22 protein-coding genes and 1 pseudogene are annotated in these 26355 nt (G+C 61.3%); 8 read left to right on the top strand and 15 right to left on the bottom strand.

Annotated elements, in window-relative coordinates:
- Positions 1–298: 298 nt before the first annotated feature.
- The 4 genes from POS17_RS32040 to pdxR all read right to left on the bottom strand — a co-directional run bounded on the left by POS17_RS32040 (position 299) and on the right by pdxR (position 11518).
- A complete protein-coding gene (locus POS17_RS32040; RefSeq protein ID WP_159426419.1) occupies positions 299–733 on the bottom strand; it encodes a hypothetical protein in 435 nt (144 codons plus the stop codon).
- Complete coding sequence (locus POS17_RS10615) at positions 733–8187, bottom strand: two-partner secretion domain-containing protein (RefSeq protein ID WP_060838495.1); 7455 nt, start codon at positions 8185–8187, stop codon at positions 733–735. The genes POS17_RS32040 and POS17_RS10615 overlap by 1 nt, the downstream gene beginning before the upstream one ends.
- 32 nt (positions 8188–8219) lie before the next feature.
- The gene (locus POS17_RS10610) at positions 8220–9941 is read right to left on the bottom strand and encodes a ShlB/FhaC/HecB family hemolysin secretion/activation protein (RefSeq protein ID WP_060838494.1); all 1722 of its coding nucleotides are present in this window, start codon (positions 9939–9941) and stop codon (positions 8220–8222) included.
- A gap of 173 nt (positions 9942–10114) precedes the next feature.
- The gene (gene pdxR, locus POS17_RS10605; protein WP_060838493.1) at positions 10115–11518 is read right to left on the bottom strand and encodes a MocR-like pyridoxine biosynthesis transcription factor PdxR; all 1404 of its coding nucleotides are present in this window, start codon (positions 11516–11518) and stop codon (positions 10115–10117) included.
- Between the two features lie 87 nt (positions 11519–11605).
- On the opposite strand from pdxR, the gene POS17_RS10600 reads away from it, so the two are divergent.
- The 3 genes from POS17_RS10600 to POS17_RS10590 are packed head-to-tail and all read left to right on the top strand — an operon-like array spanning position 11606 to position 13129.
- Complete coding sequence (locus POS17_RS10600) at positions 11606–12052, top strand: GNAT family N-acetyltransferase (protein ID WP_060838492.1); 447 nt, start codon at positions 11606–11608, stop codon at positions 12050–12052.
- A complete protein-coding gene (locus POS17_RS10595) occupies positions 12049–12669 on the top strand; it encodes an FMN-dependent NADH-azoreductase (RefSeq protein WP_060838491.1) in 621 nt (206 codons plus the stop codon). The genes POS17_RS10600 and POS17_RS10595 overlap by 4 nt, the downstream gene beginning before the upstream one ends.
- 28 nt (positions 12670–12697) lie before the next feature.
- On the top strand, positions 12698–13129 hold the full coding sequence (locus POS17_RS10590) for a carboxymuconolactone decarboxylase family protein (RefSeq protein ID WP_060838490.1): 432 nt from the start codon (positions 12698–12700) through the stop codon (positions 13127–13129).
- Positions 13130–13736: 607 nt separating this feature from the next.
- On the opposite strand, the gene POS17_RS10585 is transcribed toward POS17_RS10590, so the two are convergent.
- Entirely contained in the window at positions 13737–14282 is a 546-nt protein-coding gene (locus POS17_RS10585) for a hypothetical protein (RefSeq protein ID WP_060838489.1), read from the bottom strand.
- 270 nt (positions 14283–14552) lie between these two features.
- Between POS17_RS10585 and POS17_RS10580 the strand changes: the two genes are divergently transcribed.
- Both POS17_RS10580 and POS17_RS10575 read left to right on the top strand, forming a co-directional pair.
- Complete coding sequence (locus POS17_RS10580; protein ID WP_047303281.1) at positions 14553–14735, top strand: type II toxin-antitoxin system HicA family toxin; 183 nt, start codon at positions 14553–14555, stop codon at positions 14733–14735.
- Positions 14736–14773: 38 nt separating this feature from the next.
- Positions 14774–15175 (top strand): type II toxin-antitoxin system HicB family antitoxin, encoded by a 402-nt coding sequence (locus tag POS17_RS10575; protein ID WP_060838488.1) that lies wholly within the window; start codon positions 14774–14776, stop codon positions 15173–15175.
- A 693-nt stretch (positions 15176–15868) separates the two neighbouring features.
- Here POS17_RS10575 and POS17_RS32655 read toward each other — a convergent pair.
- Positions 15869–16657 carry a methyl-accepting chemotaxis protein gene (locus POS17_RS32655; RefSeq protein WP_375136281.1) on the bottom strand — a complete coding sequence of 263 codons (789 nt, stop codon included), beginning with the start codon at positions 16655–16657 and terminating at the stop codon, positions 15869–15871.
- A 66-nt stretch (positions 16658–16723) separates the two neighbouring features.
- Positions 16724–17479, bottom strand: a pseudogene (locus tag POS17_RS32650) (MCP four helix bundle domain-containing protein); the annotation flags it as partial.
- Between the two features lie 482 nt (positions 17480–17961).
- Here POS17_RS32650 and POS17_RS10565 point away from each other — a divergent pair.
- Entirely contained in the window at positions 17962–18318 is a 357-nt protein-coding gene (locus POS17_RS10565; protein ID WP_060838486.1) for a DUF6572 domain-containing protein, read from the top strand.
- A gap of 48 nt (positions 18319–18366) precedes the next feature.
- Here POS17_RS10565 and POS17_RS10560 read toward each other — a convergent pair whose 3' ends face one another.
- Entirely contained in the window at positions 18367–18621 is a 255-nt protein-coding gene (locus POS17_RS10560) for an Imm32 family immunity protein (RefSeq protein ID WP_060838485.1), read from the bottom strand.
- A 68-nt stretch (positions 18622–18689) separates the two neighbouring features.
- Complete coding sequence (locus POS17_RS10555) at positions 18690–19559, bottom strand: AraC family transcriptional regulator (RefSeq protein ID WP_060838484.1); 870 nt, start codon at positions 19557–19559, stop codon at positions 18690–18692.
- 371 nt (positions 19560–19930) lie between these two features.
- On the opposite strand from POS17_RS10555, the gene POS17_RS10550 reads away from it, so the two are divergent.
- Positions 19931–20434, top strand: a complete 504-nt coding sequence (locus POS17_RS10550; RefSeq protein WP_060838483.1) for a zinc ribbon domain-containing protein — start codon at positions 19931–19933, stop codon at positions 20432–20434.
- Between the two features lie 38 nt (positions 20435–20472).
- On the top strand, positions 20473–20829 hold the full coding sequence (locus POS17_RS10545; protein WP_060838482.1) for a DUF6572 domain-containing protein: 357 nt from the start codon (positions 20473–20475) through the stop codon (positions 20827–20829).
- A gap of 22 nt (positions 20830–20851) precedes the next feature.
- On the opposite strand, the gene POS17_RS10540 is transcribed toward POS17_RS10545, so the two are convergent.
- The 6 genes from POS17_RS10540 to POS17_RS10515 form a co-directional block, all read right to left on the bottom strand.
- Positions 20852–21106 carry an Imm32 family immunity protein gene (locus POS17_RS10540; RefSeq protein ID WP_060838481.1) on the bottom strand — a complete coding sequence of 85 codons (255 nt, stop codon included), beginning with the start codon at positions 21104–21106 and terminating at the stop codon, positions 20852–20854.
- 83 nt (positions 21107–21189) lie between these two features.
- Positions 21190–21915 (bottom strand): hypothetical protein, encoded by a 726-nt coding sequence (locus tag POS17_RS10535; RefSeq protein ID WP_060838480.1) that lies wholly within the window; start codon positions 21913–21915, stop codon positions 21190–21192.
- A 143-nt stretch (positions 21916–22058) separates the two neighbouring features.
- Positions 22059–23132, bottom strand: coding sequence for a 2,3-butanediol dehydrogenase (locus POS17_RS10530; protein WP_231979048.1), 1074 nt, complete (start codon positions 23130–23132; stop codon positions 22059–22061).
- Between the two features lie 88 nt (positions 23133–23220).
- Complete coding sequence (locus POS17_RS10525; protein ID WP_060838478.1) at positions 23221–24333, bottom strand: acetoin dehydrogenase dihydrolipoyllysine-residue acetyltransferase subunit; 1113 nt, start codon at positions 24331–24333, stop codon at positions 23221–23223.
- The gene (locus tag POS17_RS10520; RefSeq protein ID WP_060838477.1) at positions 24333–25346 is read right to left on the bottom strand and encodes an alpha-ketoacid dehydrogenase subunit beta; all 1014 of its coding nucleotides are present in this window, start codon (positions 25344–25346) and stop codon (positions 24333–24335) included. The genes POS17_RS10525 and POS17_RS10520 overlap by 1 nt, the downstream gene beginning before the upstream one ends.
- 30 nt (positions 25347–25376) lie before the next feature.
- The gene (locus POS17_RS10515) at positions 25377–26354 is read right to left on the bottom strand and encodes a thiamine pyrophosphate-dependent dehydrogenase E1 component subunit alpha (RefSeq protein WP_060838476.1); all 978 of its coding nucleotides are present in this window, start codon (positions 26352–26354) and stop codon (positions 25377–25379) included.
- Position 26355: the final 1 nt, after the last annotated feature.

The raw sequence follows: 26355 nt of genomic DNA, 5'->3' as shown, positions 1-26355 counted from the left end.
CAACAACAACGCAATCCACTTACCGATCTAACTGATTGATATGAAACCCATCCTTATAGATACGAACACTGCACCCTTTGACTTTTAAGCCTCACCATCAAAAGCCAGTATTTCTCATTCAGCAATATCTACCAAAACCTCTGAAACCTAAGAATCCTAGCAAAACGCAGCCTGTTGAAAATTCGCACAAACAGAAAGGGGCGGTACAAAGCAGCTCCATTTCAACCTTGATATCTAACTAAAAGCACAGTATCCGCCCAGCTCAAAAAACACATTCCACCAAACTCAGCAAACACTTTCACAATCTAACAGAAAGATACTCCTCACTCTCCAAGAGAGTATAAACGTCTTTCTTGCAATCAAAATACACATGAGCATCATCATATATCACTCGCCCTCCGAAAGCCTTCCCTATCGCACAAGCAACTGCCACCGAAAACAACATATTTTCTTTGGAGCTCCTTGTAACTTCAGCAACAATAGGTAAATCCACCTCTGAAACCTCTCTCGAATCTTCAGGAAGCCTCATAAAACCAATCCAACAAAGAGGCTCCTGTTCTTGATCATGCACAAAGACAAAACTATCAATCAATTCCCCCCCACCGCCGAGACTCACACCGACCCTTAATTGACCTGCCTCTAAAAAAAAACCAGAAAGGAAGGTAAGCAGCTCTCTTAGGAGGCTTTGAAAGTTTGGGACTTCTTTGATCGGAACAAATAAACCAGATGACATCACTCCCACCCTTTATATTGAGAAACTCGACCAGAGGATATATTCATCCAGCCATCCTGAGTTTTTATATAAATATTACTCACCGTCCCTTCACCAACAACATTTGAGACTGGGGACCCCGACTTAAAGTGACTTAACATTTTCTCCATGGACACTCCTGTACTAGCTGCATCAATATACAAATCCCCCTTATACCCAGCTTTAGCCATGTCTTCAGCGCCACTAAGAATATTTCTTCTAACCGAATTTATACTAGTCCCTTTGATTGTCTTAAGTTGAACAGGAACACCATCAAGCCAGCCATCAATGCCCGCAAAACTAGGTGTATCAGCCCCCTTAAATTGACCTCCTCTAAAGGAAACGATATCAGATGCCTGTTTAAACTCGTGTTCCTCTAAAGCCCCCCTAACTACAGAGCCTTTCTTTCCTGAAGGTAATGCCAACGTAAAATTAGCATCGTTAGCCGCTGGCTTATCAATACCTACAACCTTAGTTTCCCCTGAGACTAGATTCTTCGCGGTCTCTTTTGCAGCTGGCTTCACCGGATGACTATAGGGCATTCCCGCCTCGGCATCCGTCATCGCACTGGTCGAATTAGGATTCTTGGCGGCTTGCCCCGCACCACCAGTTCCTTTTGCCGCAAGCTCATCCACAGCCTTGGCGACAGGTACACCTGTTGGCGTCGCCCTCACCAATCCTTGCAGGTAGTTACCAAAGCTACGAATCCCATTGCCAAGATTGATGACCGCCAGTACCAAGCTCGCCTTAGCCTCAACACCAAGCCTATACCGCTCAGACTCCGTCTCAGTGTACAAATCGCCAACTATGTGAGGAGCTCTGCTGAACATAAAGCCGTCAACAAAAGCGATTGCTTCAGGCTTGGCGTTCTCTATCCCCTTTCCATGCTCCCCCTCTACACGCATGGCAAAAACGATGTCGTCGACCGTCAACTTGCTGAAATCAATGCCCATGTCGCATAGCAGTGGGTTTTCGCGACATTGGTCCAGCGCTTGCTGGGCCATCTGTTTCGCCGCAGGTTCATGCAGGTCATGGTTGTACTGAGTGGCGCCTTTGGCGATGGCAACGCCTTTGTCCAAATCGCCGTCGACTGCCGCAGCCGCTACCAAGCCGGTAAGTTGCGATAGAACCAGCCTCAGCTCTTTGTTATCCCGGCCCAGGTCGCCCATCGAGCTCACCATGACTTCATTGAGCCCTGCTGCCGCTGCGCCTGTCTTGAAGTCACTGCCCGTCAGCTCAGCCAACAAGCCACCCATGATCGCGTGAGCAACCACTTTTTGGACGCTTGCATCTGGAAAATGAATGGCGTTGTCACCAATCCAGTTGAAGCCGGAGGCCATGGCCATTTGGCCGGCCTCGCCCATCAAGGCTGCACTGAAGTTGCTGCCGAAACTGCCTCCCCCAATGGCCGAGGACACTCCGCTCGAGATAAGCGCTCGCCCAACGGTACGAGTCGCCGCATCAGACGCATTACTCCAACGGAAGATATCTTTGGAGGAGTTCGCCGCACCTACCGCAGCACCATCCGTGGGTTGAATACCCTGTGTGGCCGAGCCCGCGCCATCGGCTGCCGTGAACCATTTGTCGTCGGCGTAATCAAGAAAGCCAGCAGTGAATCCCGCAATCGCAGCGTTCTTCAGACTCCCCGTACTGAACGTATCTTTCACCGCCAGACCAAGGTTGCCCTTGTTATCAATGGTGCTAGTGACCGCGGTCGTGCTCAGGCTGGCAGCAACTGCCAGGTTTGACCCGCTCAACCCCAAACCAGCGGGGCCGAGGATGAAAGACATCAGAATAGCGATGGCAATCTTGGCGCCAGCGCCGAGGCCAGAAGACTCGTACTTGAAGCTGTCGTGAATTTCTTTGACTTGGCGCCAATCGATATCACCACGGGCCTCCGCCTGCTTCATCCAAGCCAGGTTGGGGTCCGCTTGCACCATCGCATCGATGGTTTGGCTAACGCTCTGTTGATCGACCTGCTTGATATCGATACGAATGCCTTCGGCAGCTTTGATCACCAGCTTGCCTTGAGCAATCAGGGCGCTTTGCCGCAGGGTCTCATCGGTTTTCCCTTCGCCCTTCATCTTGTACCAAGCCAAATCGCCCTTGCTCTTGGTATGGCTCTCGTCGTGGAAGTCCTTCACGCCCTCGAACACGATGCGGCCACCGCTGTCCAGCGTCAGGTCCTTACCGCTGTCCAGGGTTGCCACTTGGTAACGCTGGTCCCCGCCGCTCTTGAGCGTGAGATCGCCGCCCGTCTTGATTTCACTGCCGACGTTAGTGTGCTGCGTCACTTCATCGCGTTTCGCCGCGTTGCTCCCCCAACTGCCTTTTTTGCTCATGTCGTAGAGGGAGTAGTCGCGGTTGAGTTCAGCCATCAAATTCAACTGCTTACCGGCCACCAGATAGGCCTCGTTACCGGCGTTGATTTTGCTGGCGACCATCGTCAGGTCTTGCAGCGCCGCAACCTTTACATCACCACCGGCCTCAATCGTCGTGCCCTGCTGGCGAACATGGTCTTCTTCCTGCTTGATCTTCTTGCCGCTGCGCTTATAGCGGTACTCACTTGATTCTTCGTTGGCAGCCGCAAGGAGGCTCACATCCTTGCCCGATAAATTGACGTCGCCGCCTGCCTTGACATGGCTGGCAACCATCGTCAAATCGTTCGTCGCCACAACATCAAGATTCCCACCGACCTTGATCTCACTGGCATGCTGCACCGTCTGGCTCTGCGCCCAGAAATGCCGTTTGTCCTGGCGCGTCGAGCCGGTTTCCTCGCGAGCCGCCGCAATCACCACGTCGTTACCCGCGCTCAGCTCAGCGTTCTTGCCTGCGGTAATGGCCCCGCCGACATTCAGCAAGTCCCGCGCTGCATGCATCGTCAGGTTGTTCTCGGCCTCAACCCGCGCGGCGCTATCGACGACTGCCGTCTTGGAGCTGAAGCCCTTCCCACTGTTTTCAATCGTGGTGATGGTCCGGTCATTGCGGATATCCCCAGTCAAGGTGCTCAGGTCAACATCCTTACCCTTGAGGATGCCGCCTTGCATGTTCACCAGGTCCTTGCCCGCCACCAGCTTCAGCTTTTCACCGGCCTGCGCGAGCCGCGTATTGACGAGGTTGTTCCCCGCTGCTGCCGAAAGGTTTTCGCTGGCGCGCAACGTGCCGGAGTTCTTCAAATCCGCACCGGCAATCAAGGTGACGTCCTTGCCCTGAATCAACGCCCCATCCGCCGTCAGGCGGTTGTTCGCCTGGGCCATGTACAGCACGGGGACCAGCACGTGCTGGCCATTGATCACCTGGTCTTCCATCCAGACGATGTCATGGGTCAGTGCGGCGACTTGCTGCGAGGTCAAGGTCACGCCAACGGAGAGGTTGAGCTGGTCCTTGGTGGCGATGGCGTTGTTCATCAGGTACTTGAACATGCCTTCGTCGGTGGTCTGGCCGGCGATAAAGCGCTGACCTGTGCGCGCGGTGACGGCTTGTTGAATCAGGCGTTGTTCATAGAGGCCATCGCCCAGGCGCTTCCAGCTGGTTTCAGGGTCGTAGCCCAGCTTGCCCAGCAGGTAGTCCGAGCTCATGAACTGCTTGAGATCGGTGAAGGCAGAGTTGGTTTCGACCAGGTATTTGGGGCCGACGAACACCCGGCTGGCGTCCGAGCCCTGGATGTTGGCTTGGCTCAGGTCCTGGCTGTTTTTGGCAACAGCGGCGCTGTCGACCACGTGAAACAACCCGTTCGTACCGCTCGGCAGGGCGAAGCCCGGCATGCTGGTCGGGTTGACTTGTTGCTGTGCCAGGTCCGGTGGCAGTTGCGGGTTCAGCACCACCACGGCGGGCTTGGTCACGGTCGTGGCGCCGCCCTTGTCCGCGACGGGCGTAGGCGGCGTGAACTGCACGATGCTGCTGTTTTCCAGCTGCTGGGTCGCCTGGATGCTGATATTGCCGCCCGCCTGGATCACCGAGGCAATGGGATCGCCCGGGGTCACGGTGGTGGTGTCGCCCACCAGGTTGAAAGAGTTGAGCGCGCCCACCGGCAATACCTTGGGGTTGGGCTGAGCGTTGTAGGGGTAGATCCAGTTGGCGCGGAAGCGCTCATCCGTACCGTCGGTAACGCGGCCGGTGTTCCAGGTGCGTGTGCGTGTGCTGGTACCGGTGGTAGCGCCGATGTTGGCGAAGTTGTCGGCGGTGATCAGCAGATCCGCGCCCGAGGCCATGGTGCTGTATTTATTCAGCACGCTGGATCCATCGACGGTCAGCTTGGCCCCACTTTGGATAGATGAGCTGGCCGAATCTGTCGCCACTACACTTTTGGAGACTTCGTTGGCAATGTAATCGACGTTGTGGTGGTCACCGCTGCAGTCGTAGCACCTCACACTCAGGCTGCCCGACACCAGTTGGTCGACAGTGCTGAACACGTCCTTGCGGTTGATTACGCTGTCGCTGCGCACCAGCACATCGTTGGCGGCTTCGATATGGCTGGAGATGTTTTCCAGTAACGCACTGCGGGCCACGCCGTCGCGGGCCATCATGCTCAGGCCGCCGAGGCTGTAGATGTCGGCGTAGTAGTTGGTCAGGTTCTTGAAGCGCAGCGCCATGTCGGTGCCGCTGAAGATCAGACCGTGATCGTTGCGCACCGCCTCGGCGTTCAGATCAACCTTGCCGGCGCCGCCGAGGGTGCCGGTGTTGGTGACATTGGCGGCGGTCAGGGAGAACGCTCCGCCGCTGGTGATGCGTCCGGCATTGGTCCAGCTGTCGCCCTTGCCGGTGAAGCGTTGGCTGGCGGCAAGTTTGCCGGTGGCTGCCTGGTTGAGCTGGCCTACGGTGACATTCAGCACATCAGCCTGAACATCCGTGCTGTTGTCCCAGGTGGCGGCGTCGACGGTCAGCGTGCCGGCAGTGGCGACACTTCCGCCGATATTGCTGAACTTCGCCAGATCGACCGCAAAAGTGCCTGTGCCGACGTGACGGACATTGCCGTCGGTGTTCTTGAAGCTGGCCATGCGCAGGGACACGTCATGGTTGGCGGCTTCGATCATGCCGCGCTGATTATCCAGCAACTGCGCACTGGCTACGCTGGCGGTGCCTTGTTGACCGAGGGAGCGCAATTTGCCGTTCTGGTTGTTGATGGACGCGGCGTCAATCAGCAAAGCGCTGGCGCCTTCGACCAGGCCAGATTGGTTGTTCAGTTCGCCGGTCAGGCCGAAATCGATGGCATCTGCGGCAGCTCGGCCTTGGCTGTTGTTGAGATGGGTAGCGCTTACGTTCAGGGCTTGCTTGGCCAGCAATGCACCGTTCTGGTTGTCGAGGATCGTGCTGGTGATCTGGGTATCGCCGCTCAGGGCAGCAATCTGGCCGCCATTGTTCAGTAGCGATTGTTGCGCGCCCAGGTTGATCGAATGGGCCTGGATCAGCCCCGCTTCGTCAGCTGCGGTGAGCGATTTCCCGTTATCCAGCACGGTCGCCGAAGTGGCCTTGAGCTTGCCCGCAACACTGGCCAATACACCGCCACGGTTATCAACGTTGTGGGCTTCGATGGTGAGGTTTTCGGTCTGGGTGATGACGCTGCCATCTTGGTTATTCAGCCCTGCGCCCAAGGTCGCGGTGATGCCGCTCTGGCTGAGCAGGCTGCCCGTGGTGTTGTCCACCGCACCGCCGTTGATGGTCAGGCCCTGCTGGGTGCTGATGATGCCTTTGCCGGTGTTGATCAGTTGCTGATGGGCAGTGAGGCCCATGGCATTGACGGAGGCAATGTATCCGTCAAGGCTGTTGTCGATCGTGTCAGCGGTCAGACTGAGCTGGCCTTGGCTGATCAGTTTGCCGCCTTGCTGGTTGAAGACTCTGGCGGTGGCGCGGATGTCACCCTGACTGGTGATCTGACCCTTAGCGTTTTCGACGGTGGTGCCCGTCAGGGTCAGCGCGCTTTTAGTGGTGATCTTACCGCTGCTGTTGTCGAGGCTGACCACGTCCAGGGCAAGGGTATCCTGGCTGCTGATGACCCCGTTGGTGTTCTGCACCGCGGCTGCTTTCAAGGTCTGCTCACCGGCGCTGGCGAGGGTACCGTTGTCGCGGTTATTGAGCCGACCACCGAGAGTAGTGTTGAGCGTGCCCTGACTGGTCAGGGTGCCGCTGCGATTGTCGATGTCCTGGGCGTTGAGGTTCATCCCGGTGTTCGCCGACAGCGTGCCGGCGCGGTTGTCGAGGGTCTCGCTGACGGTTGCCTTGAGGTCGCGACTGGCGATGACGCTCTGGCCACGGTTGTCGATGCTCTTGGCGGTGAGGGTCACATCACCGCTCTGGTTGCGGGTGCTTTGCGGGGTGACACCGGCCTCGATCAAGCCAAGGTTGTTGAGCTGACCGTCGCTGGTCAGCTTGACGCTGTCCTGAGCGGCGATGGAATGACGGTTGGTCTGTGTGCCTTGGGTGGTGGCTTCGACACGGGTACCGGCATAGATCGCGCCCTGGGCGTCCAGGCTTTTGGCATTGATGACAACCGCTTGCGCCGCCGTGGCCTGCGCCAGGCTCAAGTGACCATTGGCATCCAACTGCATATCGCCACCACTGGCGAGCATGTTGCCGTCAAGCTTTACGCCGACACCGGCTTCACTGCTGACTAGCTTGATCGCCCCGGCGTACATGCCGCCCAGAGCCGAGGAGTCGATGGCCAGTTGAGGAGCCGTCGCCGGGTCGGTGGCACGCGCAGTAGCCTTCAGGGTCTTGGCATCAACATCATTGGCGCCGGCAATGATTGTCAGGTTCTTGGCCTGAATTTCGGCATTGAGCTTGGCTGAGCGGGTAATGATTTCGAAGCGGTCGATGTTGTTGGTATTGAGCCTGCCCCCTTCAATAACAACGCTGCCCTGATCCACCTGATACCGCTGAAGCTGGCCGTTTTCGAGCACAGGCTTGCCGGTGGTCAACGTCGCTTGCGGGGTGTTGATAAAGCCGCAGCCGTTGCAGGTAATGCCATACGGGTTGGCCACGATCACATGGGCCGACTGCCCCGCCACTTCGGTAAAACCGCGCAGTTGGCTGGGGCTACCGCCGTTGACCTCGTTGAGGATCACCCTGGCAGCCGTACCGTTGAGATTCTGGTTGCCGAGGATGATCCCGCCCAACTGCGTGGACTGAGTGCGGCTGGTGGCGTTGTTGAGGATCACTCCCTGTTGGCCGACGTTGTAATCGCTGAACTGGTTATGCGACAGCCCGCTGCCATTGGGTGCGCTGATGTTGACGATAGGCACGCCATTCGCCGCCTGATCCAGGCTGGTGCCCGGCGCGCTGACCACAATCCCCTCCGCCTGCACCAGCAACGGTTGCCAGAACATGACGTTCGCCAAAACAAACGCCAACCCGCGTTTGGGCAAGCCCATGAAGTGGGAGCGGCTTTTCAGGGATGCAGAAGGTTGGCGCGCAAGGAAGGCGAGCTGTTGAACGTCCATGTCATGTCTCGATGCCCAAGGGCGGTAAAAATTTAGAGAAAGAAATCCAGGCGGAAATAGATCGGCGCTTCACGCTCAGTGATCGGCGCCGGTCGTTCCAAAGAGTGGGCAAAGGTCACGGTAGCGGCGACGTTCTGGCCACGTGCAAACAGCTCCACCGAGTTGCTGGTCATGCGCCCGTGCTGTTCGGCGTTATAGCGATCGCGGCGGATCACGCCCTGGTCATACCCCAGGCTGGTGCCGTACTCGCTGAACACCGGCTGCATCCAGTCCCAGGTCACCGGGCGGCTCCAGCGCAGGTCATTGCGCCAGTAACCGCCGCTGTCACCAGCCAGGCTTTGATCCTTGTAGCCGCGAATCGACGACTGCCCACCCAGGCTCATGCGCTGAGGGCTGAACAGAACATCTTCGCTGCGCTGGCCGGTCATCAGACTGCTGAAACTGAACGACTCGCCCCACAGCTTGAACGGGTACAGGTAGCTCAGGGTCGCGGTGTATTTGCGATAGCGCGCATCGGCCTGGCCGGGGCGTGGGTTGTGATTGGCCTGGGCGTCGAACGCACCGATGCCGTCCTGCATGCCCAAGTCGATGTTGAGGAATGAGCCTCCAATGCGGCGGCCATGGTTAATGCCGAACTGGGCTTCGCTGAGACGGTTGCTGCTCAACGCGAGCTTGCTGTCCTCGATGAAGTTGTTGGTGCGCAGGTACGCCACGCCGGTGCTGAGGGATGTTTTGCTCAGGGCATCGCGATGGATCACGCGCTCCAGGCGCAACTGATGATTTTGGCTGTCGCCCGATTGCTTGAAATTGAAACCGCTGGCCTGGGCCAAGGAGCGATATTCGGTTTCGCTGTAGGTGTAATTGAGGTTCCACCAGCCGAACGGCAGGCTGTAGTTGAGCATCGAGTTGCTCGAGTTTTTTTTGTGATCGCTTAGCGCATCGTGGCCGCCCCGCAGCGAGAGTTGATCAGCCAGGCCGAGAGGGTTATCCCAATCCAGACTGGCACCCCACTGCTGCTCTCCCGTGCTGCGCTGGCCACCGTTGTGGCGCGACAGGCCAACGCGCCAGGGCTTTTGTGGGGTATTTTTGACCAGCACTTCGCTGCCGCCAACGGCTTTGCCCGGTGCCAATTCCATCTGCGCCTGGTTGGAAGGCAAGCGGTTCAGTTGATCAACCATCTGCTCAACTTCCCGCAGATTGAGCAGATCGCCCGTTTTGCCAGGGAAGCTCATAAACAGCTGGCGGTCGGTGACACCACTGTTTTCTGCGCCCTTCATTCCCTCCAATCGACCCTCGACCACCTGCACCTTCAAGTTGCCGCTGGAAAGGTCTTGCTGTGGCAAGTACGCACGGCTGGTGACCAACCCTTTGGTCATGTATTGGTCGGTGATGACCTTGAGCAATTCATTGAGCTGGGGCACACCGAGGCATTGGCCGATGTAAGGCTTGAGCAAGTTGCTGCGCTCGCGCTCGGACAAGGCATCGGCACCACTGAGGTCGACGGTTTTGATGGTGAAGCAACGAGTGTCGGTGGGCGCCGCCTGCTGGCTAGGCGCTACGACTTTTCCGGGCAGGTCCTTGAGTTCTTCAAGGCGACGTTGTTGCTCTTCGAGCAAGCGATCCTGGCGGTCCCGGATCAGGTCGGTGACGCCTGGAGCATTCTGCAGGGGCGCGGACTCGGCCATCCCGACGGTGCCCAGGCAAAAAAAAGCGGACAGCAGGCTGAGCCTGGTCCGACGTACCAAACGCCACATTTCTAGATCCCTCTACATGGCCTTGTGCCATTAAACGGCGGCGATCTTAGGTTGGCGTTTTAATGACGTCAATTAAACGTATTGATTTATTTCAATCTTGGTACAAGCGCTATCACTTTTGCGCTCGTCGACAGTGAGTGGCCGTCAAGGCAAAACGGCCAACAGCCCGCTTCTCACCCAACAACCCGCCCCAACCGCTCCGCCACACTCTCCGCCTGCTCCGCACTGCCCACATTGGTAAACCCCATCACCAACCCCTGCCTACTCCCGTCCCCCAGATACCACTGCGACAGCGGCTCCACCGCAATCCCCACCTCCCGAGCCCGCCGGGCAATCTGCACATCGTCCCCCTCCCCCAGTCCAGCCACCACATGCATGCCCCCCGCCTGCGGGTCTATCTGCAAACGCCCACCCACCTGCTGGTGCAACGCCTCCACCAGCCATTGCCGCCGACGCGCATACAAGCCACGCATTTTGTTCAGGTGCCGGGCAAAGTGCCCCTCGCTGAGAAAGGCCGCGACCGTCGCTTGCAGCAGGTGCGGGCAGTGGTTGTGCAAACGATCCGCCTGGCGGGCGAACGCTGGGGTCTGTTCGGCGGGCACCACCAGGTAGGCCAGGCGCAGCCCTGGAAACAGCACTTTGCTGAAGGTGCCGGTGTAGAGCACGCGGCCCTGCTGGTCGAGGCTCTTGAGGGCCGGCAAGGGCTTGCCCTGGTAGCGGTATTCGCTGTCGTAGTCGTCCTCGATGATCCAGCTGCCTTGGCGGTTGGCCCAGTCCAGCAGGGCCAGGCGCCGTGGCAGGGACAGCGACACCCCCAGCGGGCTCTGGTGGGTCGGGGTGACCACGGCAAAGCCGGCCTCTGGGGCGCGGGCGATGCCTTGGGCGACGTCCAGGCCCTGATCGTCCACGGGCACCGGCACCAACTGCGCGCCGGCTTCCAGCAGTGCGTTCCTGGCCATGAAGTAGCCGGGCTCCTCCAGCCAGCAGGTGGCGCCTGGGCGCATCAGGGTGTGGCTGATCAGGTCGAGGCAGGCGCGGTAGCCGGCGCAGACGAAAATCTGCTCCGGGTGGCAGGTGATGCCCCGGGAAATCCCCAGGTAGGAGGCAATGGCCGCCCGCAACGGGGCGTAGCCGCGCGCGTCCGGGTAGACCAGACCTTCGACGCCCGCCTGGCGCAGTTGCCGGCCCGCCAGGCGGGTCCAGAGTTTGCGCGGAAAGGCGTCCAGCGCTGGCAGGCCCATTTGCAGTGCCAGGGGCGACATGCCGGCATGGGTGGCTTGGTGGGTCGTTGCTGCCACCGGGGCGCGCTGCACGGGCGCACAAATCGGCGCCAGTTGCGGGGTGACAATGGTCCCGGCGGCCCCGCGAGCAATCAGGTAACCCTCGCCTATCAGCAGTTGATAGGCGGCTTCCACGGTGCCCCGCGCCAGGTTGAGCTCCGCGGCCAAGGCGCGAACCGCCGGCACGCGGTCCCCCGGACGCAGGCGGCCATCGGCGATGGACTCGCGAAACCGCTGGTACAGCTGGCGATAGATCGGCGCCGTCTGGCTGCGGTCCAATTCGAAAGGAAGGATCATGGCCTAGTCATTTATGCATTTTTTGGCCCTGTAGCTTAAGCCATCGGCCTTCTACAGTGGGTCATCTCTTTGCAGCGGATGACGGACATGCCCTACACCCTTCAACACCTCGATAGCGAGGCGGCCCTGGCGGCCAGTTTCGACGTGATGCGTGTCTTGCGCCCGCACCTCACCCACCCGGCGGCCTATGTCGCCCAAGTGGCCCGGCAAACCGAACAGGGCTACCGCTTGCTCGCCGCGTGGGACGCCGAGCGCATCGTCGGCCTGGCCGGTTACCGCGAGCTGGAAAACCTGCTCTACGGGCGCTTCATCTACGTCGATGACCTGGTGGTGAGCCCGGAGCTGCAGCGCAGCGGCCTGGGAGCGCGGCTGTTGAGTGCGGTGCGGGATGAGGCCGTGCAGCGTCAATGCGATCACTTCGTGCTGGATACCGGCCTGCATATGCCCCTGGCCCAGCGCTTCTATTTCCGCCAGGGGTTGCTGGCCCGCGGCATGCACTTCACCCAGCGGCTTCGCGGTGGGGAGCCGGCATGAACACTGTCCTGTTGATCAACGCCAGCCCCCATGGCCAGGTTTCCCAGGGGCACCGGCTGGCACTGGAGCTGCTGAGCTCCCTGCGCCAACGCTATCCGCAGCTCGAACTGGTCGAGCGCGATCTGGGGGCGCAGCCGTTGCCACCGCTGGGCCTGGACTACGCCCACGCCCTGACCACCGCCACGCCTTTCGACGCGCCGTTGTTCGAGGTGTCCGAAGGGCTGATTCGTGAGTTGGAGCGCTGCGATGTGCTGCTGATTGCCACACCCATGCACAACTTCACCCTGCCGGCGGCGCTCAAGCTGTGGATCGACTACGTGCTGCGCATTCACCGCACCTTCAGCTCCGGCCCGGAGGGCAAGGTCGGCCTGCTCAAGGACCGCCCCGTGCATGTGCTGGTGAGTTCCGGCGGCTTTCACCAGGGCCCGCGGGCACGCCAACCGGACTTTCTCACGCCTTACCTGCGCCAGGTGCTGAACACCCTTGGCCTGTTCGACCTGCAGTTCACTTATCTGCAGGGCTTGGTGTTCGGCGACGAAGCGGTGCGCGCAACCCTCGACGAGGCCCGCAGCGCACTGTCCTTGCAGCCCCTGTTCAGCCCCCTCGTTTGTGCCTGATCACTTTTTTCTACAGCGGAGTTTCACCATGAGCCAACTCAGACTGCCCTTTGCCACTTTGTCGCCGGCCGCCTATCAAGGCCTGCTCGCCACCAACACCGCCCTGGCCGCCAGCCCCCTGGGCCTGCCCTTGCTGGAGCTGGTGTATTTGCGCGTGTCGCAGATCAACGGCTGCTCGTTCTGCCTGGGCAAGCACTCACAGACCCTGCGTGAATGTGGAGTCGCCCAGGACAAACTGGATTGCCTCGCCGGCTGGCGCGTCAGCGAACTGTTCAACGACCGCGAGCGCGCCGCCCTGGACTGGGCCGAAACCCTCACCTACGTCCACGACAAGGGCGCGCCGGACTCACTGTACGAACCGCTGAAAGCGCACTTTAGCGAGGTTGAAATTTCCGACCTGACCTTGGCCGTGTCCTTGATGAACGCCTTTAACCGGCTGGCGGTGGGCATGAAGCTCTGAGAGTGAGGTCGCCGTTGACGGTGTTGGCTTTGCTTTGGACTTTGGCTCTTGATCTTCCTGCCCCTTCAGAAGGTCAAGCGCAGGTATTACGCAGGCGTCAGCCAGGGCGATGGATGGCTTGCGGGCCAATTCGCCGGCAAGCCGGCTCCTACGAAAGCGCGTACAACGCGCTTGGGCTTTTGATCTTGATCTTGCTTTTGATCTTTCTGCCCCTTCAGGAGGCCGAGCGCAGGCGTTGCGTAGGGGGCAGCTCGGCATGGATGCCGAGCTAGCCGCCCCAGGCCATGGATGGCCTGTGGCGGCGGGCCCCCGGAGCAATGCCGGAGCGAGGGAACGCCGAGCCTAGGCGAGGCGCCGGATGCGGGGGCAGGAGCGTTTTGCTTACTTTTGCGCTTTTCAAAAGTGAGTCGCTGTAAGAGCGAAACCGCCAGCCGCCGCACCCGCAGCAACGGATATGTAAACCAGCCGCCCCCAACTGCACTCGGTAAGAAGGTGCCTGCGCGTCATCGTTGGCGAGCTTCGCTGGCAAGCCAGCTCCTACAGGGGATCGGTTGCAGGTGGGCGATATCAGGTCGGTCGTGGGGTCGCCGTTTGGCACCCCCTCTCTTTATCCGAGGAAAGCTCCGGTGGCGCCGGCATCGGCCAATGCAAACAGCAGTTCCTCCAGCGCTTCCGCTGGAACCGACCCCAAGTCAACCTTGAACCTGTACCCCTCCTCGGTTGCTTCCGGGTCCGACACAAAATGCACCACCCCTTGCAGCCCTTCTTCGGTCGGCCGGTTCTCATCTTCGCCATCGAACCACTCAAAGAACCACCCCCGAATAACCTCGCATGCCTGTTCCAGGCTCAACCCCCGCACCTCCAGCGGCAACCAGTCCCAGCCAAAGGGCGAGATCCCCACCGCCATCTGCTCGATCGCAAACCTCACAGGCTCAAAACCCAGCTCAGCTTCGGCATCGACCTGCACCGGCTCCCCGCTCTCGCCCGCGATCACATCCACCCGACAAGGCGTGCCCATGGCCCCCTCAACCGCCAGCGAACCATCGCTGTTGCGGTACGCGGGCTCGACATGCGCCGCCCCTTCTGCGGCAACACGCGCCAGGGTTTCAACATAGGGTTTACGAATGGCGACAAGCAGTTCGCTGACGGTCATGGATCTGATGACTTCCTTGGCATGAACCCGCCGATGGATCGGCCTTCGACGGGGGGAGATGGGTGACTGAAAATCCGCGGCCATAGTGCAGTGGCGGCAACGGCACGTCCATGAAAAACCGAGGGCACTTTCATGTTGCCTGGGACCGCCCAGCACACCGGCCCCTGCTGAACGACACCCCTTGATACATAACTCCAGACACACAATTCAACCTGCGTTATCATGCGCCTGGAGTTATAAAGCGCCTCTCACCCCGACAAGGAGATGGAGGTGCAAAGCAGACAGTTGATCAAGGAGCTTGAAGCCGCGGGATGGGTGCTGGAGCGAGTCACTGGCAGCCATCATCTGTTCCAGCATCCCTACAGGCCCGACACCGTTCCAGTGCCTCACCCGAAGAAGGATCTGCCCCGGGGAACGGTCAGGGCCATCAGGAAACTGGCCGGGCTGCTTTAGCTCCCATCATTCTTCGCACCTGTATTGAGGAAATCCCCGTGCAATATCCCATCTGCATCGAGTGGGGCGACGAACACACCGCCACCGGCATCCAGATTCCCGACATCCCCGGCGCCGTCACCGCCGGCGACACCTTCGAGGCCGCCTACAGCGCCGCCATCGAGATTGCCCACGTCATGCTCGAAGAACGGGCCCGAGCCGGGCAGGCCATTCCCCTGCCCTCGCCCACCAGCAAACACCGCACCCACCCCGATTTCGCGGGCATGGGCTGGGGCATGCTGGAGATCGACATCACGCCTTACCTGGGCAAGACCGAGAAGGTCAACGTGACCTTGCCGGGGTATGTGATTCAGCAGATCGACCGCTTTGTCCGCGAGCACAACATCAAGAGCCGCTCGTCCTTCCTGGCCGATGCGGCAATGGAAAAGCTCGGGCGCTAAACACAGGCTCAAGCGGGGAACAGGGCCAATGCAGAACGCCGTCAGGTTGGAGAGTCGCCCTCAGGCCGCCTGCCGTCAGATGTTGAGTTGATCCGGCCCTGGTTTTGGTTTTGGTTTTGGCTTTTGATCTTCCTGCCCCTTTAGACACGATGGCCGAACGCAGGCAGTGAGCCGTGGGTAACCCGGCAGGACGCCGGGTTAGCCGCCATCCGGCCAGGGACGGCCGGTGGCGGCGGCCCACGGATCAATGCCGGAGTTCGGGCATGCCTCGCTATGCGAGGCACCGAGTGGAGGGGCAGGAGCCATTTGGTGACTTTGGGCTGGGCCGGCATTCCGGCTTTTCCAAAGTGACTCGCGGTAAGAGCGAAACCATAAGTGGCCGTAACCGCAGCAACGGATAGGTACGCAGAACCCTATGCAGCCAGGTGAAAAGCATCGGCAGTTTTGGCGAGGACTGCGTCCTCGTGCGCAGCCTCGCTGCGCTCGACAGCGGCTACAGGTTTCGACGGTCAGGGCATAAGGAAACTGCTTGCTTTTGCGCTGTTCAAAAGTGAGTCGCTGTAAGAGCGAAACCGCCAGCGGCCCTGGCCGCAGCAACGGATATGTCCCCCACCCCGCGCCCTCATTGACAAGCTTCGCTGGCAAGCCAGCTCCTACGGAGGAACCAGACCACCGTAGGGCAAAAAACCGCGCTCAAACCTTGAACCGTGCCACCAGCCGGTTCAACTCGATCGCCAGATTGGCCATCTCCCCACAGGCACTGGCCGTCTGGCTGGCCCCCGCCGAGCTCTGGATCGACAACTCACGAATGCTGGTCAGGTTCTGGTCCGCCTCGCGGGCCACCTGGGCCTGCTCTTCCGAGGCGGTGGCGATCAGCAGGTTGCGTTCGTTGATCTGGGTGATCGCCTGGGCAATCTGCTTGAGCGACACATCGGCGTTCTGCGCCACCGAAATCGAGCTGTTGGCCATCTCCGCGCTGACATTCATGGCACTCACCGCCTGGGTCGAATCGGCCTGGATCGCGCTGATCATCTGCTCGATTTCCTGGGTCGACTGCTGGGTGCGGTGGGCCAGGGCCCGCACTTCATCGGCCACCACCGCAAAACCCCGGCCCTGCTCACCGGCGCGGGCGGCTTCGATGGCCGCGTTGAGGGCCAGCAGGTTGGTCTGCTCGGCAATCGCGCGAATCACTTCCACCACTTTGCTGATGTCCTGGGCCCTGCCGGACAGCGCCTTGACCTGCTCGCCGGTGCTGGCCACGTTGCCGGCCAGGCCTTCGATGGCCTTCAGGGTCTGGGCCACGTTCTCGATGCCGGAGCGGGTGAACTCCATGGACTCGCGGGACGACTGCGCGGCCGCTTCGGCGTTGCGTGCCACCTCGTCCACCGCGGCGCTCATTTCGGTCACCGCGGTGGCTGCCTGGCTGACTTCGTCGTTCTGCCGCACCAGCCCGCGGCTGGCGTCTTCGGTCACCGCGGTCATTTCCTCCGAGGCCGAGGCCAGCTGGGTCGAAGAGTCGGCGATGTGGGCGATGGTTTCCCGCAGGTTGCTCTGCATCTTGGCCAGGGCGGCCAGCAGGCGACCGGCTTCATCGCGGCCATTGACCCCGATCTCCCGGGACAGGTCGCTGCCGGCGATGCGCTCGGCCACCGCCAGGGCATCGCCGATGGGCGCGGTGATGCTGCGGGTCAGCACGGTGGCCAGCACCACGGTGAGCACCACCGTCACCCCCATCAACACCAGCACCAGCGTCAGGCCGCTGTTGTACACCGACGAAGCGGTGATCCCCGCCTGCCTGGCGCCTTCGTCATTGAAGTCCGAGAGCTTGTCCATCTTCTCCTGCATGGCGTTGGTCATGGGGCTGATGCGGGTGTTGATCAAGGTGATGGCCGCGGCGTTGTCACCGCTGCGCAGCAGCGGCTCCAGCTCGTCCACCAGCTTGAAATAGGCCTGCACATCGGTCGCCACCGCCTGGTACAGCTCACGCTCCGCCGGCCCGGTGATCAGGGGGACGTACTGGCTGATGGTGTTCTGCAGGGTGCTTCGGTAACCGCTCAAGGAGGCGATGCGGGTCTGGCGTTGTTGTTCGTCGGTGGTCACGGTGATGCGGATGCTTTCCAGGCGCAGGCGCAAGATGCCGGTCTTCATCTTGCCGATCTCGCGGATGCTGGCCATCCAGTTGGTCTCGACATCCTGCTCGGAGTCTCGCAGCTTGCCCATTTGCAGCACCGCGACCATGCCCAGGGCGAACACCACCAGGACAATGAGCGAGAAAAAGGCGGCAGACCTTGGTGCAAGATTCATTGTCCTGACGTTCATGGTTTATCTCTCTAATAGAATGGTCGGTACTTCCCTGCTGTCATTCCACGCTATCGACTGAGTGTCAGAGAGCTGCAAACAAGCCGACGACTGGGGTAGCGGCCCACTCGGCACGGCAACGTCGATACTCACTCGGGTCAATCCAGGCCTGTCGGGATTGCAGGCCACACTCCGTCCTCCTGCGCCCACGAACCGCCTCCCGGGCGGGTGAGCATCAGTTAAGTCGAATAACGCGGCCCGCGCCGTCTCGATGCTTCGGGGCAATGGCACCTGGAGCCCGGCGTCTATCCACCGGGGGGCCTAACAAGCCATAGCAGATGATGGCATTTTGTCACTGCCGTCGATCCGACCGCTCTTGAAAACCGCTCGGCCAGGTTGCGCCTGGACGGGGCAAAAACCGACTGCCCACTGAAGAATCCAGCCGCTACGGCATACAATCCCGCCCTCAACCGCCTGAAGGATCAGCCATGTCCATCACCAACCCAACAGTCATCGATATCTGGGCGATCCCCAAATCCGCGCCCGACAGCCTGCTGTTGATCATGGTCGACCCTCTCGAATGGGGTGACGAAGCGGCGCACAGCGAGCACCTGCTCCTGCTGCAGGAGAAGATCAACACCTACATCACCTTTATCGAAAGTGAGGAGATCTACCGCGAAATTCCCGATGCCCGCGGCAAGCAGCTGATGATCCGGGTCCTGGGTTTGCACGAGCTGCCCGAGCAGGTCGATTGGTTTTTCAAACGCATTGGCGAGCTCCTCAACGAGCGCGGCATCGGCTTTGATTTCGAGCTGAAAGTGACCGAACAGGCTCCCGGCCTGTAGCCCGCCAGCTGCGCGCTGCCCCTCGGTCGAGCAGCGCGCAGCACCACCTTATGCCGGCAGGATCAGCGCCCGATTAAGCGCAATAAAATCCACATGCCGCTCATGGGAAAAGCCCTCGATCACCTCTTGCAGGTGCACATGCTCCAGGCCATCGGCCGCCATGTCAGTTGCAGCCTTGATCAGGAACTCACCCAGCGCCCTGAGCGTGTCCGGCTCGGCGAGAATCGAGATCTCGTCCAGCTGGATGCTCTGCTCACTGCCCACCGCGGTTCCCTGAACGCTAAAGCGTTTCAACGTTTCCAAAGGTCGAACTCCTGTACCCGTAGGTCATGCTCAAATCGAGGTCATGAGCAAGGTTTGACCCATCCCCACTACTGCAAGGGCACATAAATATCCGTCAGCCACTGCTCCAGTGGGGTCTGCGGATAAATACTCAGGTATTCAAAGAACATCGGCTGATCCCGCAGTTCCTCGCCACTGCCCGGCAGCCAATCGCGGTAGATCGGGTAGACGCTTTCACCGATGTGATCCGGCGAGCCCACATGCCGCACCACCGCATAGCGGCCACCGGCAATCTGCATCTGGCCAATACCCACCTCATTGGCCACCACCGCCTCATGAATCTCGCCGCAGATGGCAAAGCGGAATTCCTGCGGCGCCGTGGTATCGGGGTTGTTGAAGGGAATGCCAAAACTGCGACTCGATGCCACCGGCGACTGCCCGCTCTGCATCCGCCAATCGATAAACCTGCGCACGCTTTCATTGACCAGCTCGGCAGGCCCGCAGTGCTCCAGCGCTGCAACCCGGGTGTCGGCAAAGTCCACGATTCGTACCTGCATGATGATGCTCCTGGAAAAATGAGGGATGGCAAATACCGCATTCCAGACCTGCCAGTTCGGCTGCTTCCTGAACGCACTCGGGCTCATGCCGAACGCCCGCCTGAACGCCCTGGAAAACGCCTCGGGGCTTTCGAAACCAGCGCCGAGCGCGGCCTCCAGCACCGAGTAGTCCGCCCGGGACACCAGGCGATGGGCCGCACCGCGCAAGCGCATCAGTTGCACATAACGTGCAACCGGCACGCCGACGAAGGCGGTGAATTGCCGATGGAAGTGAAACTCGGAGAAGTTCGCCACCCGGCTCAACGTCCTCACCGACAGATCGCCTTCAAGGTTCTCATTGATGTAGGCCAGTACCGCGTTGAAGCGTTTGGCGTAGGCGGCGTTGATCGACAGGTCAGGCACTGGGCAAAGGCTCCGGGAATAACGGTAGGCACAGGATCGGCTATCCCGGCAGGCACGCGCCTAGCCGCTCTTGCTCAAGGTGCACCCGGGTGGTTCGTGGCAGCCGCCCGGGGAAAGGCCTTGAATCACCCCGCGCCGTGATTGTCCTCATCATTCGACAGCAAGCCAATGGCCTGGCGCGCCAGCAACACAAAGGCGCTCCTGTTTGATAACGGCAGCGGCGCCGACCGAGCAGCCGCTTGACCTCACTGGCCGCTACCACACACCAGGCCGCTCGCATGATGGTTTATGGCGTCGCCGCCAAAGAACGGATATTTTGCAGCCCCCCGTTCAGCGGGAGCATTACTCACACCTCAACACAAGGAGTTGCAATGGGCATCTCGCTCCCCCTCTGGCTCATTCTCACGGCGATGACCGCTTACGCGGCCAGTACACGTGGGCGCTCGGGGCCAAGATGGTTTGCAATCGGGCTGTTCTTTCCGGGTGTCGCCCTGCTTGCCCTGTGGTTGATGCCCCGGCTGGCAAAGACCGGCGTTGACGCGCTGGTGCATGAAGATCTGCGCCCTTGTCCTGCCTGCGGCCAGGACATCAAGGCCAACGCCTCACGATGCAAGCGCTGCGGCGCCGACGTGGAGCCTATCGCCTTGAGGGATCGCAGCGGATGGGTGGCCCGCATCACCCCGCAAACCGATGAAGACTTTGCGCGCATGGCGGCCCAGATGGGGCTCATCGATATACCCACGGTTCTCGATGAACCAACGCACCTTTTTGCCGGCCCCTTCGAAGAAAAGGCCGAGGCACAGAACACCCTCAACTACCTGAAGTCCGAGCATGGCCTGGAGGGGCTGGTGACCTGGCGCTCAGTGACCCGGTAAATGAAATGCTTGCAAGCCGACCTCGTTAAGGATCAGACGTGTCCATCACCAATCCAAAAGTCATCGATTTCTGGGCAATTCCCAAAGACCCGCCCGACAGCCTGTTGCTGGTGATGACCGACCACCTCGAATGGGGCAGCAAGGCGGAACAAGGCGAACACCTGCTCTTGCTGCAAGAGAAAATCAACAGCTACATCGCCTTCATCGAAGGTGGCCAGATCTACACCGAGATTCCCGGCGCCTATGGCAAGTACCCGATCATCCAGGTCGTAGGCTTGTATGAACTGCCCGCGCAGGCCGAGTACTTCATGGCCCGCGTGACCGAAACCCTGAATGAGGTGGGCATTGGCTTCAAGTTCGAACTCAGGGCCGACGAGCGGATTCGCAACATGTAGCTAGGCCGAGCAATGCGCTGCCTCAGGCAGGCTTGATCAGCGCCCGGTTGAGGGCAATCACATCCACATGCGCCTGGTGCGAGAAGTGCTCGATCACGTCTTGCAGGTGCACGTGCTCCAGGCCATCGGCCGCCATGTCAGTTGCAGCCTTGATCAGGAACTCACCCAGCGCCCTGAGCGTGTCCGGCTCGGCGAGAATCGAGATCTCGTCCAGCTGGATGCGCTGGTCACTGCCCACCGCGGTTCCCTGAACGGTGAATGTCTTCAGCTTTTTCAAAGGTTGAATGCCTGTACCCGTGGATCATTGTTGAGGGGGCCCGTCTGCAGCGAAAATCAGCACCTGCGGCCAAGGCGTTGGCCCTACTGCACCGGCAAGAAATTCATCAGCAACAGGCTCTGCGCATAATTGAACCCCACCCGCCGATAGCGCTCATCCAGAATCTGCGTCAGCAGATCCAGGCGCGCCACGATCTTGCCAAACTCCACGGCAAAACTCAGGTTGCTGCCCTCCTCGGAAATCTCGTTGGAGAACAGCAACAGCACGCCATTGGCATCCTGGCGCTGGCTCAGCAGCCAGGTGGCCTTCTCGATGTTGCGCGCGGCGTTGCTGATGAACTGCGGGTCGATGCTGTCGGTCATGTAGAACTCGGTCCGCCCGCCGTGGGCGGTCACCAGCATGCTGCCGATGGCATAGATAAAGGCGCCGACCCGATCCCCCTCAAACTCCGGGCTCAACGAGTAACTCAGGGCCGCCAGGTCACGGCGATCTCCCAGGGCCGGCAGTGGCTGGCGCTTTTCGATGGCATTGCGGATCTCGCGCTGGGCCGTGGTGCCATCAGGGAAACCCGACTTGCGCCACTGGCTAGGATTGCGCAGGTAGAGCTTGCCCATCAGCAGGTACAGGCTCTGCAGGTTGTCGCGCATGCCGATGGTGGCCATGCGATCGACACTGGTCTGGAAGAATTCGTCAGGCTTGCCTTCACGGAACTGTTTGGCCAGGTCGCGGCCTTGCTGCTGGGTGCAGGCGGTGGCGCCAAGCATCAGCAGCGCCACCAGGAACAGGCGCGCAAAGCGGGTTTGCATCATGCAAGAAGAGGGAGCGTAGGCCATCGGCACCGGGTCGAAATTCACGGGCTGCGGCGGGGATCGGCGCGGCCAGGCCTGGTGATAGAACGCAAAACTGTAAAAAAGTGCGATGGCCGCCGCCGGCCATCGCCAAAGAGCGCCCCTTAAGGGCGTCGCAACTGACCGGGAGACACGATGATCTTGACGTTGTGTTCCTTGTTGTTGACCAGCTCCTCGAAGCCCTGGCCGACGATCTCTTCCAGCTGGATGCGTCCGGTCACCAGCGGCGCAATGTCCAGCCGGCCATCGGCGATAAAGGCGATCACATCGGCGAATTCACCGTTGTAGGCCAGGGCCCCGAGCACCTGTTTCTCGGTGGCCACCAGTTCGAAGAAGTTGAACTCGCTGGGCTCTTCGAAAATCCCCACCAGCACGCATTTGCCGGCCTTGCGGATCAGGTCGATGGCCAGCTTGGCGGTGTGCTTGTTGCCGATGCACTCGAAGCTGACATCGGCCCCCAGCCCGCCGGTCAAGCGCTTGACCTCGGCCAGGGCGTCGCATTCCTTGGGGTCGAGCACGTGGGTGGCGCCCACCTCCAGGGCCTTGGCCTTGCGCGCGCCGGACATTTCCAGGGCGATCACCTGGGCCGCGCCGGCGGCCTTGGCGCACATGATGGTGCACAGGCCGATGGTGCCGGCGCCGACCACCACCACGTTCTGCCCCAGCAGGCTGCCGGCCTTTTTCACCGCGTGCATGCCCACCGCCAGCGGCTCGATCAAGGCCCCGGCCTCGGCGGGAAAGTTCTCCGGCAAGGCGTACAGCAGGTTGGCCGGCACGTTGACCAATTCGGCGAAGGCGCCGTTGTTCATCAGCCCGGTAAAGGCCAGGTTCTCGCAGATGTTGTACAGGCCGTGGGTGCAGTAGTAGCAGGTGCCACAGTGCTGGCAGGCGTCGGCGGCCACCGGCTGGCCGACACTGAACCCCTGGACCCCTTCGCCCAGGGCGACGATCTCGCCGCAGAACTCGTGGCCGAGGATGCACTGGCCTTTGATCCCGGTCAGCGGGTGCGGCGCGTCCACCGGAATGAACACCGGCCCGGCCACGTATTCGTGCAGGTCGGAACCGCAGATGCCGCACCAGTCGACACGGATCTGCACCCAGCCGGCGGGCGGCGCGTCGGGCAGCGGTACGTCTTCGACGCGGATATCGTGGCGGCCGTGCCAGACCGCGGCGCGCATGCTCGGAACGGATTTGAGGGAAACACTCATCTTGGCTTCTCCATATTCTTGTAGAGCTGCGACGGCCCCCTGGCCGCCGCAGCACACCTCAGTGCTGGCGGATAAAGTCGAGGATCAGGCGGTTGACCTGCTCCGCCGCTTCCATCTGCAGCATGTGCCCCTGCCCCGGCAGCACCTCGATCTGCGCCTTGAGATCGGCGCTGTGGCTCACCGGGATGATTCGGTCGTCGCTGCCCCAGATCACCAGCACCGGCTGCGCGCCGTCCTGCACCACCGGGCGCAGGTCGGCCTGCTGGCGGCCGTCGGCGAACAGCGTGCCGGCCAACTGTCCAAGGGCCGCCTGGACCCCTTCCAGGCGCTTGTACTTGAGCATGTCGTCGAGCATCTGCCGGTTCACCAGTTCGGCGTTGGAGAACAGCTGCACCAGTTGCGGCTTCAGCGCATTGCGGTTGCTGGCCTCGACAAAGCCTTGCAGGTAGTCGCCGTTGATCTCAGCGCCCAGCCCGGCGCTGCCGATCAGGGTCAAGGTGCGCACGCGCTCCGGCGCCAGCCGCGCGGTGTTGAGGGACACCGCGCCGCCCATGGAGTGGCCCACCAGATGGGCCACGGGAATCTCCAGGTGATCCAGCAGCGCCAGCAGCACCTCGCTCAACTCGTCCAGGTCGCCCCGTTGCAGGGCCTTGGCCGATTCGCCGTGGCCCGGCAGGTCGAGGGCGATCACCCGGCGCCCGGCGGCCAGGGCCTCGTGGTTGAACAGCCAGTTGTTGAGGTCGCCGCCAAAGCCGTGCACCAGCAGCAGCGGCGTGCCACCTTCGCCGCGCTCGAAATAGCGGATCAGGCGGCCGCCCAGTTCGACCTTCTGCGGCGCCGGGCCGCTGTCTTCGTCGGCGCTGTCGCCAGGCACGAAGCTGGCCTGGAACTGCGCGATCACCGCGTCGATCTCGGCGTCGTTGGCCTCGCCTTCGACCACGATGCCCAGCAGCGCGCCCACTGCCAGGGTCTCGTCCTGGCGGGCGATCTGCCGGCGCAGGACACCGGAGAACGGCGCCTCGACGCTGCTGGAGATCTTGTCGGTCTCCACGTCCAGCACTTCATCGCCCTTGCTGATGCTCTGGCCTTCTTCCTTGAGCCAGGCATCGACCCGGCCCTCGGTCATCGACAGGCCCCACTTGGGCATGGTCAGGGTATGGATCTGGCTCATCAGCGGCTCCACTCGATCACGGTAAGCACGGCTTGTTCGATCTTCGCCGCGTCGGGGATGTACAGGTCTTCCAGGGCGTCGGAGAACGGCACTGGGGTGTGGGGCGCGGTGACCATTTCGATCGGTGCCTTCAGCGACGCGAAGGCTTTCTGCGCCACCAGCGCCGAGATGTCGGTGGCCATGGAGCAGCGCGGGTTGGCTTCGTCGATCACCACCAGGCGCCCGGTCTTCTCCACGCTTTCCAGGATGCTTTCTTCGTCCAGCGGGCTGGTGGTGCGCAGGTCGATGACTTCGCAATCGATGCCGCGCCCGGCCAGGCTGCGCGCCGCGTCCAGGGCGGTGTTCACCGTGCGCCCGTAGGACACCAGGGTCACGTCCTTGCCGTCACGCAGGAAGTTGGCCTCGCCGAAGGGAATCGCGTAGGACTCCTCCGGCACGTCGCCCTGCAGGCTGTAGAGCATTTTGTGCTCGCAGAAGATCACCGGGTCGTTGTCGCGGATCGCCTGGATCAGCAGGCCCTTGGCGTCGTAGGGCGACGACGGGCAGACCACTTTCAGCCCGGGGATGTGGGTCCACAGCGAGGTGAGCATCTGCGAGTGCTGGGCTGCGGCGCGCAGGCCGGCGCCGACCATGGTGCGGATCACCAGCGGGGTCTGGGCCTTGCCGCCGAACATGTAGCGAAACTTCGCCGCCTGGTTGAGGATCTGGTCCAGGCAGCAGCCGGCGAAGTCGACGAACATCAGCTCGCACACCGGGCGCACGCCACGGGTGGCGGCGCCGACCGCGGCACCGACGTAGCCGATCTCCGACAACGGGGTGTCCAGCACCCGCCCGGGGAATTGATGGTAGAGGCCTTTGGTCACCCCGAGGACACCGCCCCAGGCGTCGTTGTCGCCGGGGGCACCGGCACCGCCCGCCACGTCTTCACCCATGATGAACACGCTGGGGTCGCGGCGCATTTCCTGGGCCAGGGCTTCGTTGATGGCCTGCTGATAACTGATTTTTCTCGCCATGATGGTGATCTCTTGTTGTTCTGTGGGGCGTTATGGGTAGGCGACGTAAACGTCGCTGAGCAGGTCGGCGGGGCTCGGCTTGGGATCGGACTTGGCCTTGCGCACCGCGTCTTCGATCAGCGCGTCCACGTCGGCATCGATCTGGTCCAGCTGGCTGGCCTGCACCAGGCCCGAACGGGTGGTGCGCTCGCGGAACTGCATCAGGCAGTCGTTGTGCTCGCGGTAATGCTTGACCTCGTCGGGGGCGCGATAGGTCTGGGCGTCGCCCTCGAAGTGGCCGTAGTAGCGGGTCAGCTTGACCTCGATCAGCGACGGCCCCTCCCCGGCCCGGGCCCGTTCCACGGCGGCGCCGGCGGCTTCGTGCACGGCAAAGAAATCAAAACCGTCCACCGTTACCCCGGGCATGCCGAAGCCGGCGGCGCGGTCGGCGATGTGATCGCACGCCACCGACCAGTTGGAGGCCGTGGCCTCGGCGTAGCCGTTGTTCTCGGCGATGAACAGGCACGGCAGGTTCCATACCGAGGCCATGTTCATGGCCTCGAACACCGCGCCTTCGTTGGAGCCGCCGTCGCCGAAGAACACCACCGACACACCGTCGGTGCCTTGCAGCCGGGCGGCCAGGGCCGCGCCCACCACCAGCGGCGCCCCGGCACCGACGATGCCGTTGGCGCCGAGCATGCCCTTCTCGAAATCGGCGATGTGCATGGAGCCGCCCTTGCCCTGGCAGACCCCGGTCTTCTTGCCGTAGATCTCCGCCATCATCCCGTAGACGTCCACGCCCTTGGCGATGCAATGGCCGTGGCCGCGGTGGTTGGAGGCGATGCAGTCGTCGTCGCGCAGGTGGGCCATGACTCCGGCGGCGGAGGCTTCTTCCCCGGCATAGAGGTGGACGAAACCGGGGATCTCGCCGGTGGCGAATTCCACGTGCAGGCGTTCTTCGAATGCGCGGATGGTGCGCATCACCCGGTAGGCGTGGAGCAACTGGTCAGTGGTCAGGGGTGTCGACATT

Origin of the sequence: Pseudomonas sp. Os17 (assembly GCF_001547895.1) — a bacterium.
GTDB lineage: Bacteria > Pseudomonadota > Gammaproteobacteria > Pseudomonadales > Pseudomonadaceae > Aquipseudomonas.
The sequence above is the reverse complement of the archived record's forward strand: the minus strand, read 5'-3'. Positions and strand labels throughout refer to the sequence as shown.

What these genes read in the sequence shown, in the direction of transcription:
- POS17_RS32040 (WP_159426419.1), bottom strand. Translation starts at nt 733, where the DNA reads ATGTCATCTGGTTTATTTGTTCCGATCAAAGAAGTCCCAAACTTTCAA.
- POS17_RS10615 (WP_060838495.1), bottom strand. Translation starts at nt 8,187, where the DNA reads ATGGACGTTCAACAGCTCGCCTTCCTTGCGCGCCAACCTTCTGCATCC.
- POS17_RS10610 (WP_060838494.1), bottom strand. Translation starts at nt 9,941, where the DNA reads ATGTGGCGTTTGGTACGTCGGACCAGGCTCAGCCTGCTGTCCGCTTTT.
- pdxR (WP_060838493.1), bottom strand. Translation starts at nt 11,518, where the DNA reads ATGATCCTTCCTTTCGAATTGGACCGCAGCCAGACGGCGCCGATCTAT.
- POS17_RS10600 (WP_060838492.1), top strand. Translation starts at nt 11,606, where the DNA reads ATGCCCTACACCCTTCAACACCTCGATAGCGAGGCGGCCCTGGCGGCC.
- POS17_RS10595 (WP_060838491.1), top strand. Translation starts at nt 12,049, where the DNA reads ATGAACACTGTCCTGTTGATCAACGCCAGCCCCCATGGCCAGGTTTCC.
- POS17_RS10590 (WP_060838490.1), top strand. Translation starts at nt 12,698, where the DNA reads ATGAGCCAACTCAGACTGCCCTTTGCCACTTTGTCGCCGGCCGCCTAT.
- POS17_RS10585 (WP_060838489.1), bottom strand. Translation starts at nt 14,282, where the DNA reads ATGACCGTCAGCGAACTGCTTGTCGCCATTCGTAAACCCTATGTTGAA.
- POS17_RS32655 (WP_375136281.1), bottom strand. Translation starts at nt 16,657, where the DNA reads ATGACCGCGGTGACCGAAGACGCCAGCCGCGGGCTGGTGCGGCAGAAC.
- POS17_RS10565 (WP_060838486.1), top strand. Translation starts at nt 17,962, where the DNA reads ATGTCCATCACCAACCCAACAGTCATCGATATCTGGGCGATCCCCAAA.
- POS17_RS10550 (WP_060838483.1), top strand. Translation starts at nt 19,931, where the DNA reads ATGGGCATCTCGCTCCCCCTCTGGCTCATTCTCACGGCGATGACCGCT.
- POS17_RS10535 (WP_060838480.1), bottom strand. Translation starts at nt 21,915, where the DNA reads ATGATGCAAACCCGCTTTGCGCGCCTGTTCCTGGTGGCGCTGCTGATG.
- POS17_RS10530 (WP_231979048.1), bottom strand. Translation starts at nt 23,132, where the DNA reads ATGCGCGCCGCGGTCTGGCACGGCCGCCACGATATCCGCGTCGAAGAC.
- POS17_RS10525 (WP_060838478.1), bottom strand. Translation starts at nt 24,333, where the DNA reads ATGAGCCAGATCCATACCCTGACCATGCCCAAGTGGGGCCTGTCGATG.
- POS17_RS10520 (WP_060838477.1), bottom strand. Translation starts at nt 25,346, where the DNA reads ATGGCGAGAAAAATCAGTTATCAGCAGGCCATCAACGAAGCCCTGGCC.
- POS17_RS10515 (WP_060838476.1), bottom strand. Translation starts at nt 26,354, where the DNA reads ATGTCGACACCCCTGACCACTGACCAGTTGCTCCACGCCTACCGGGTG.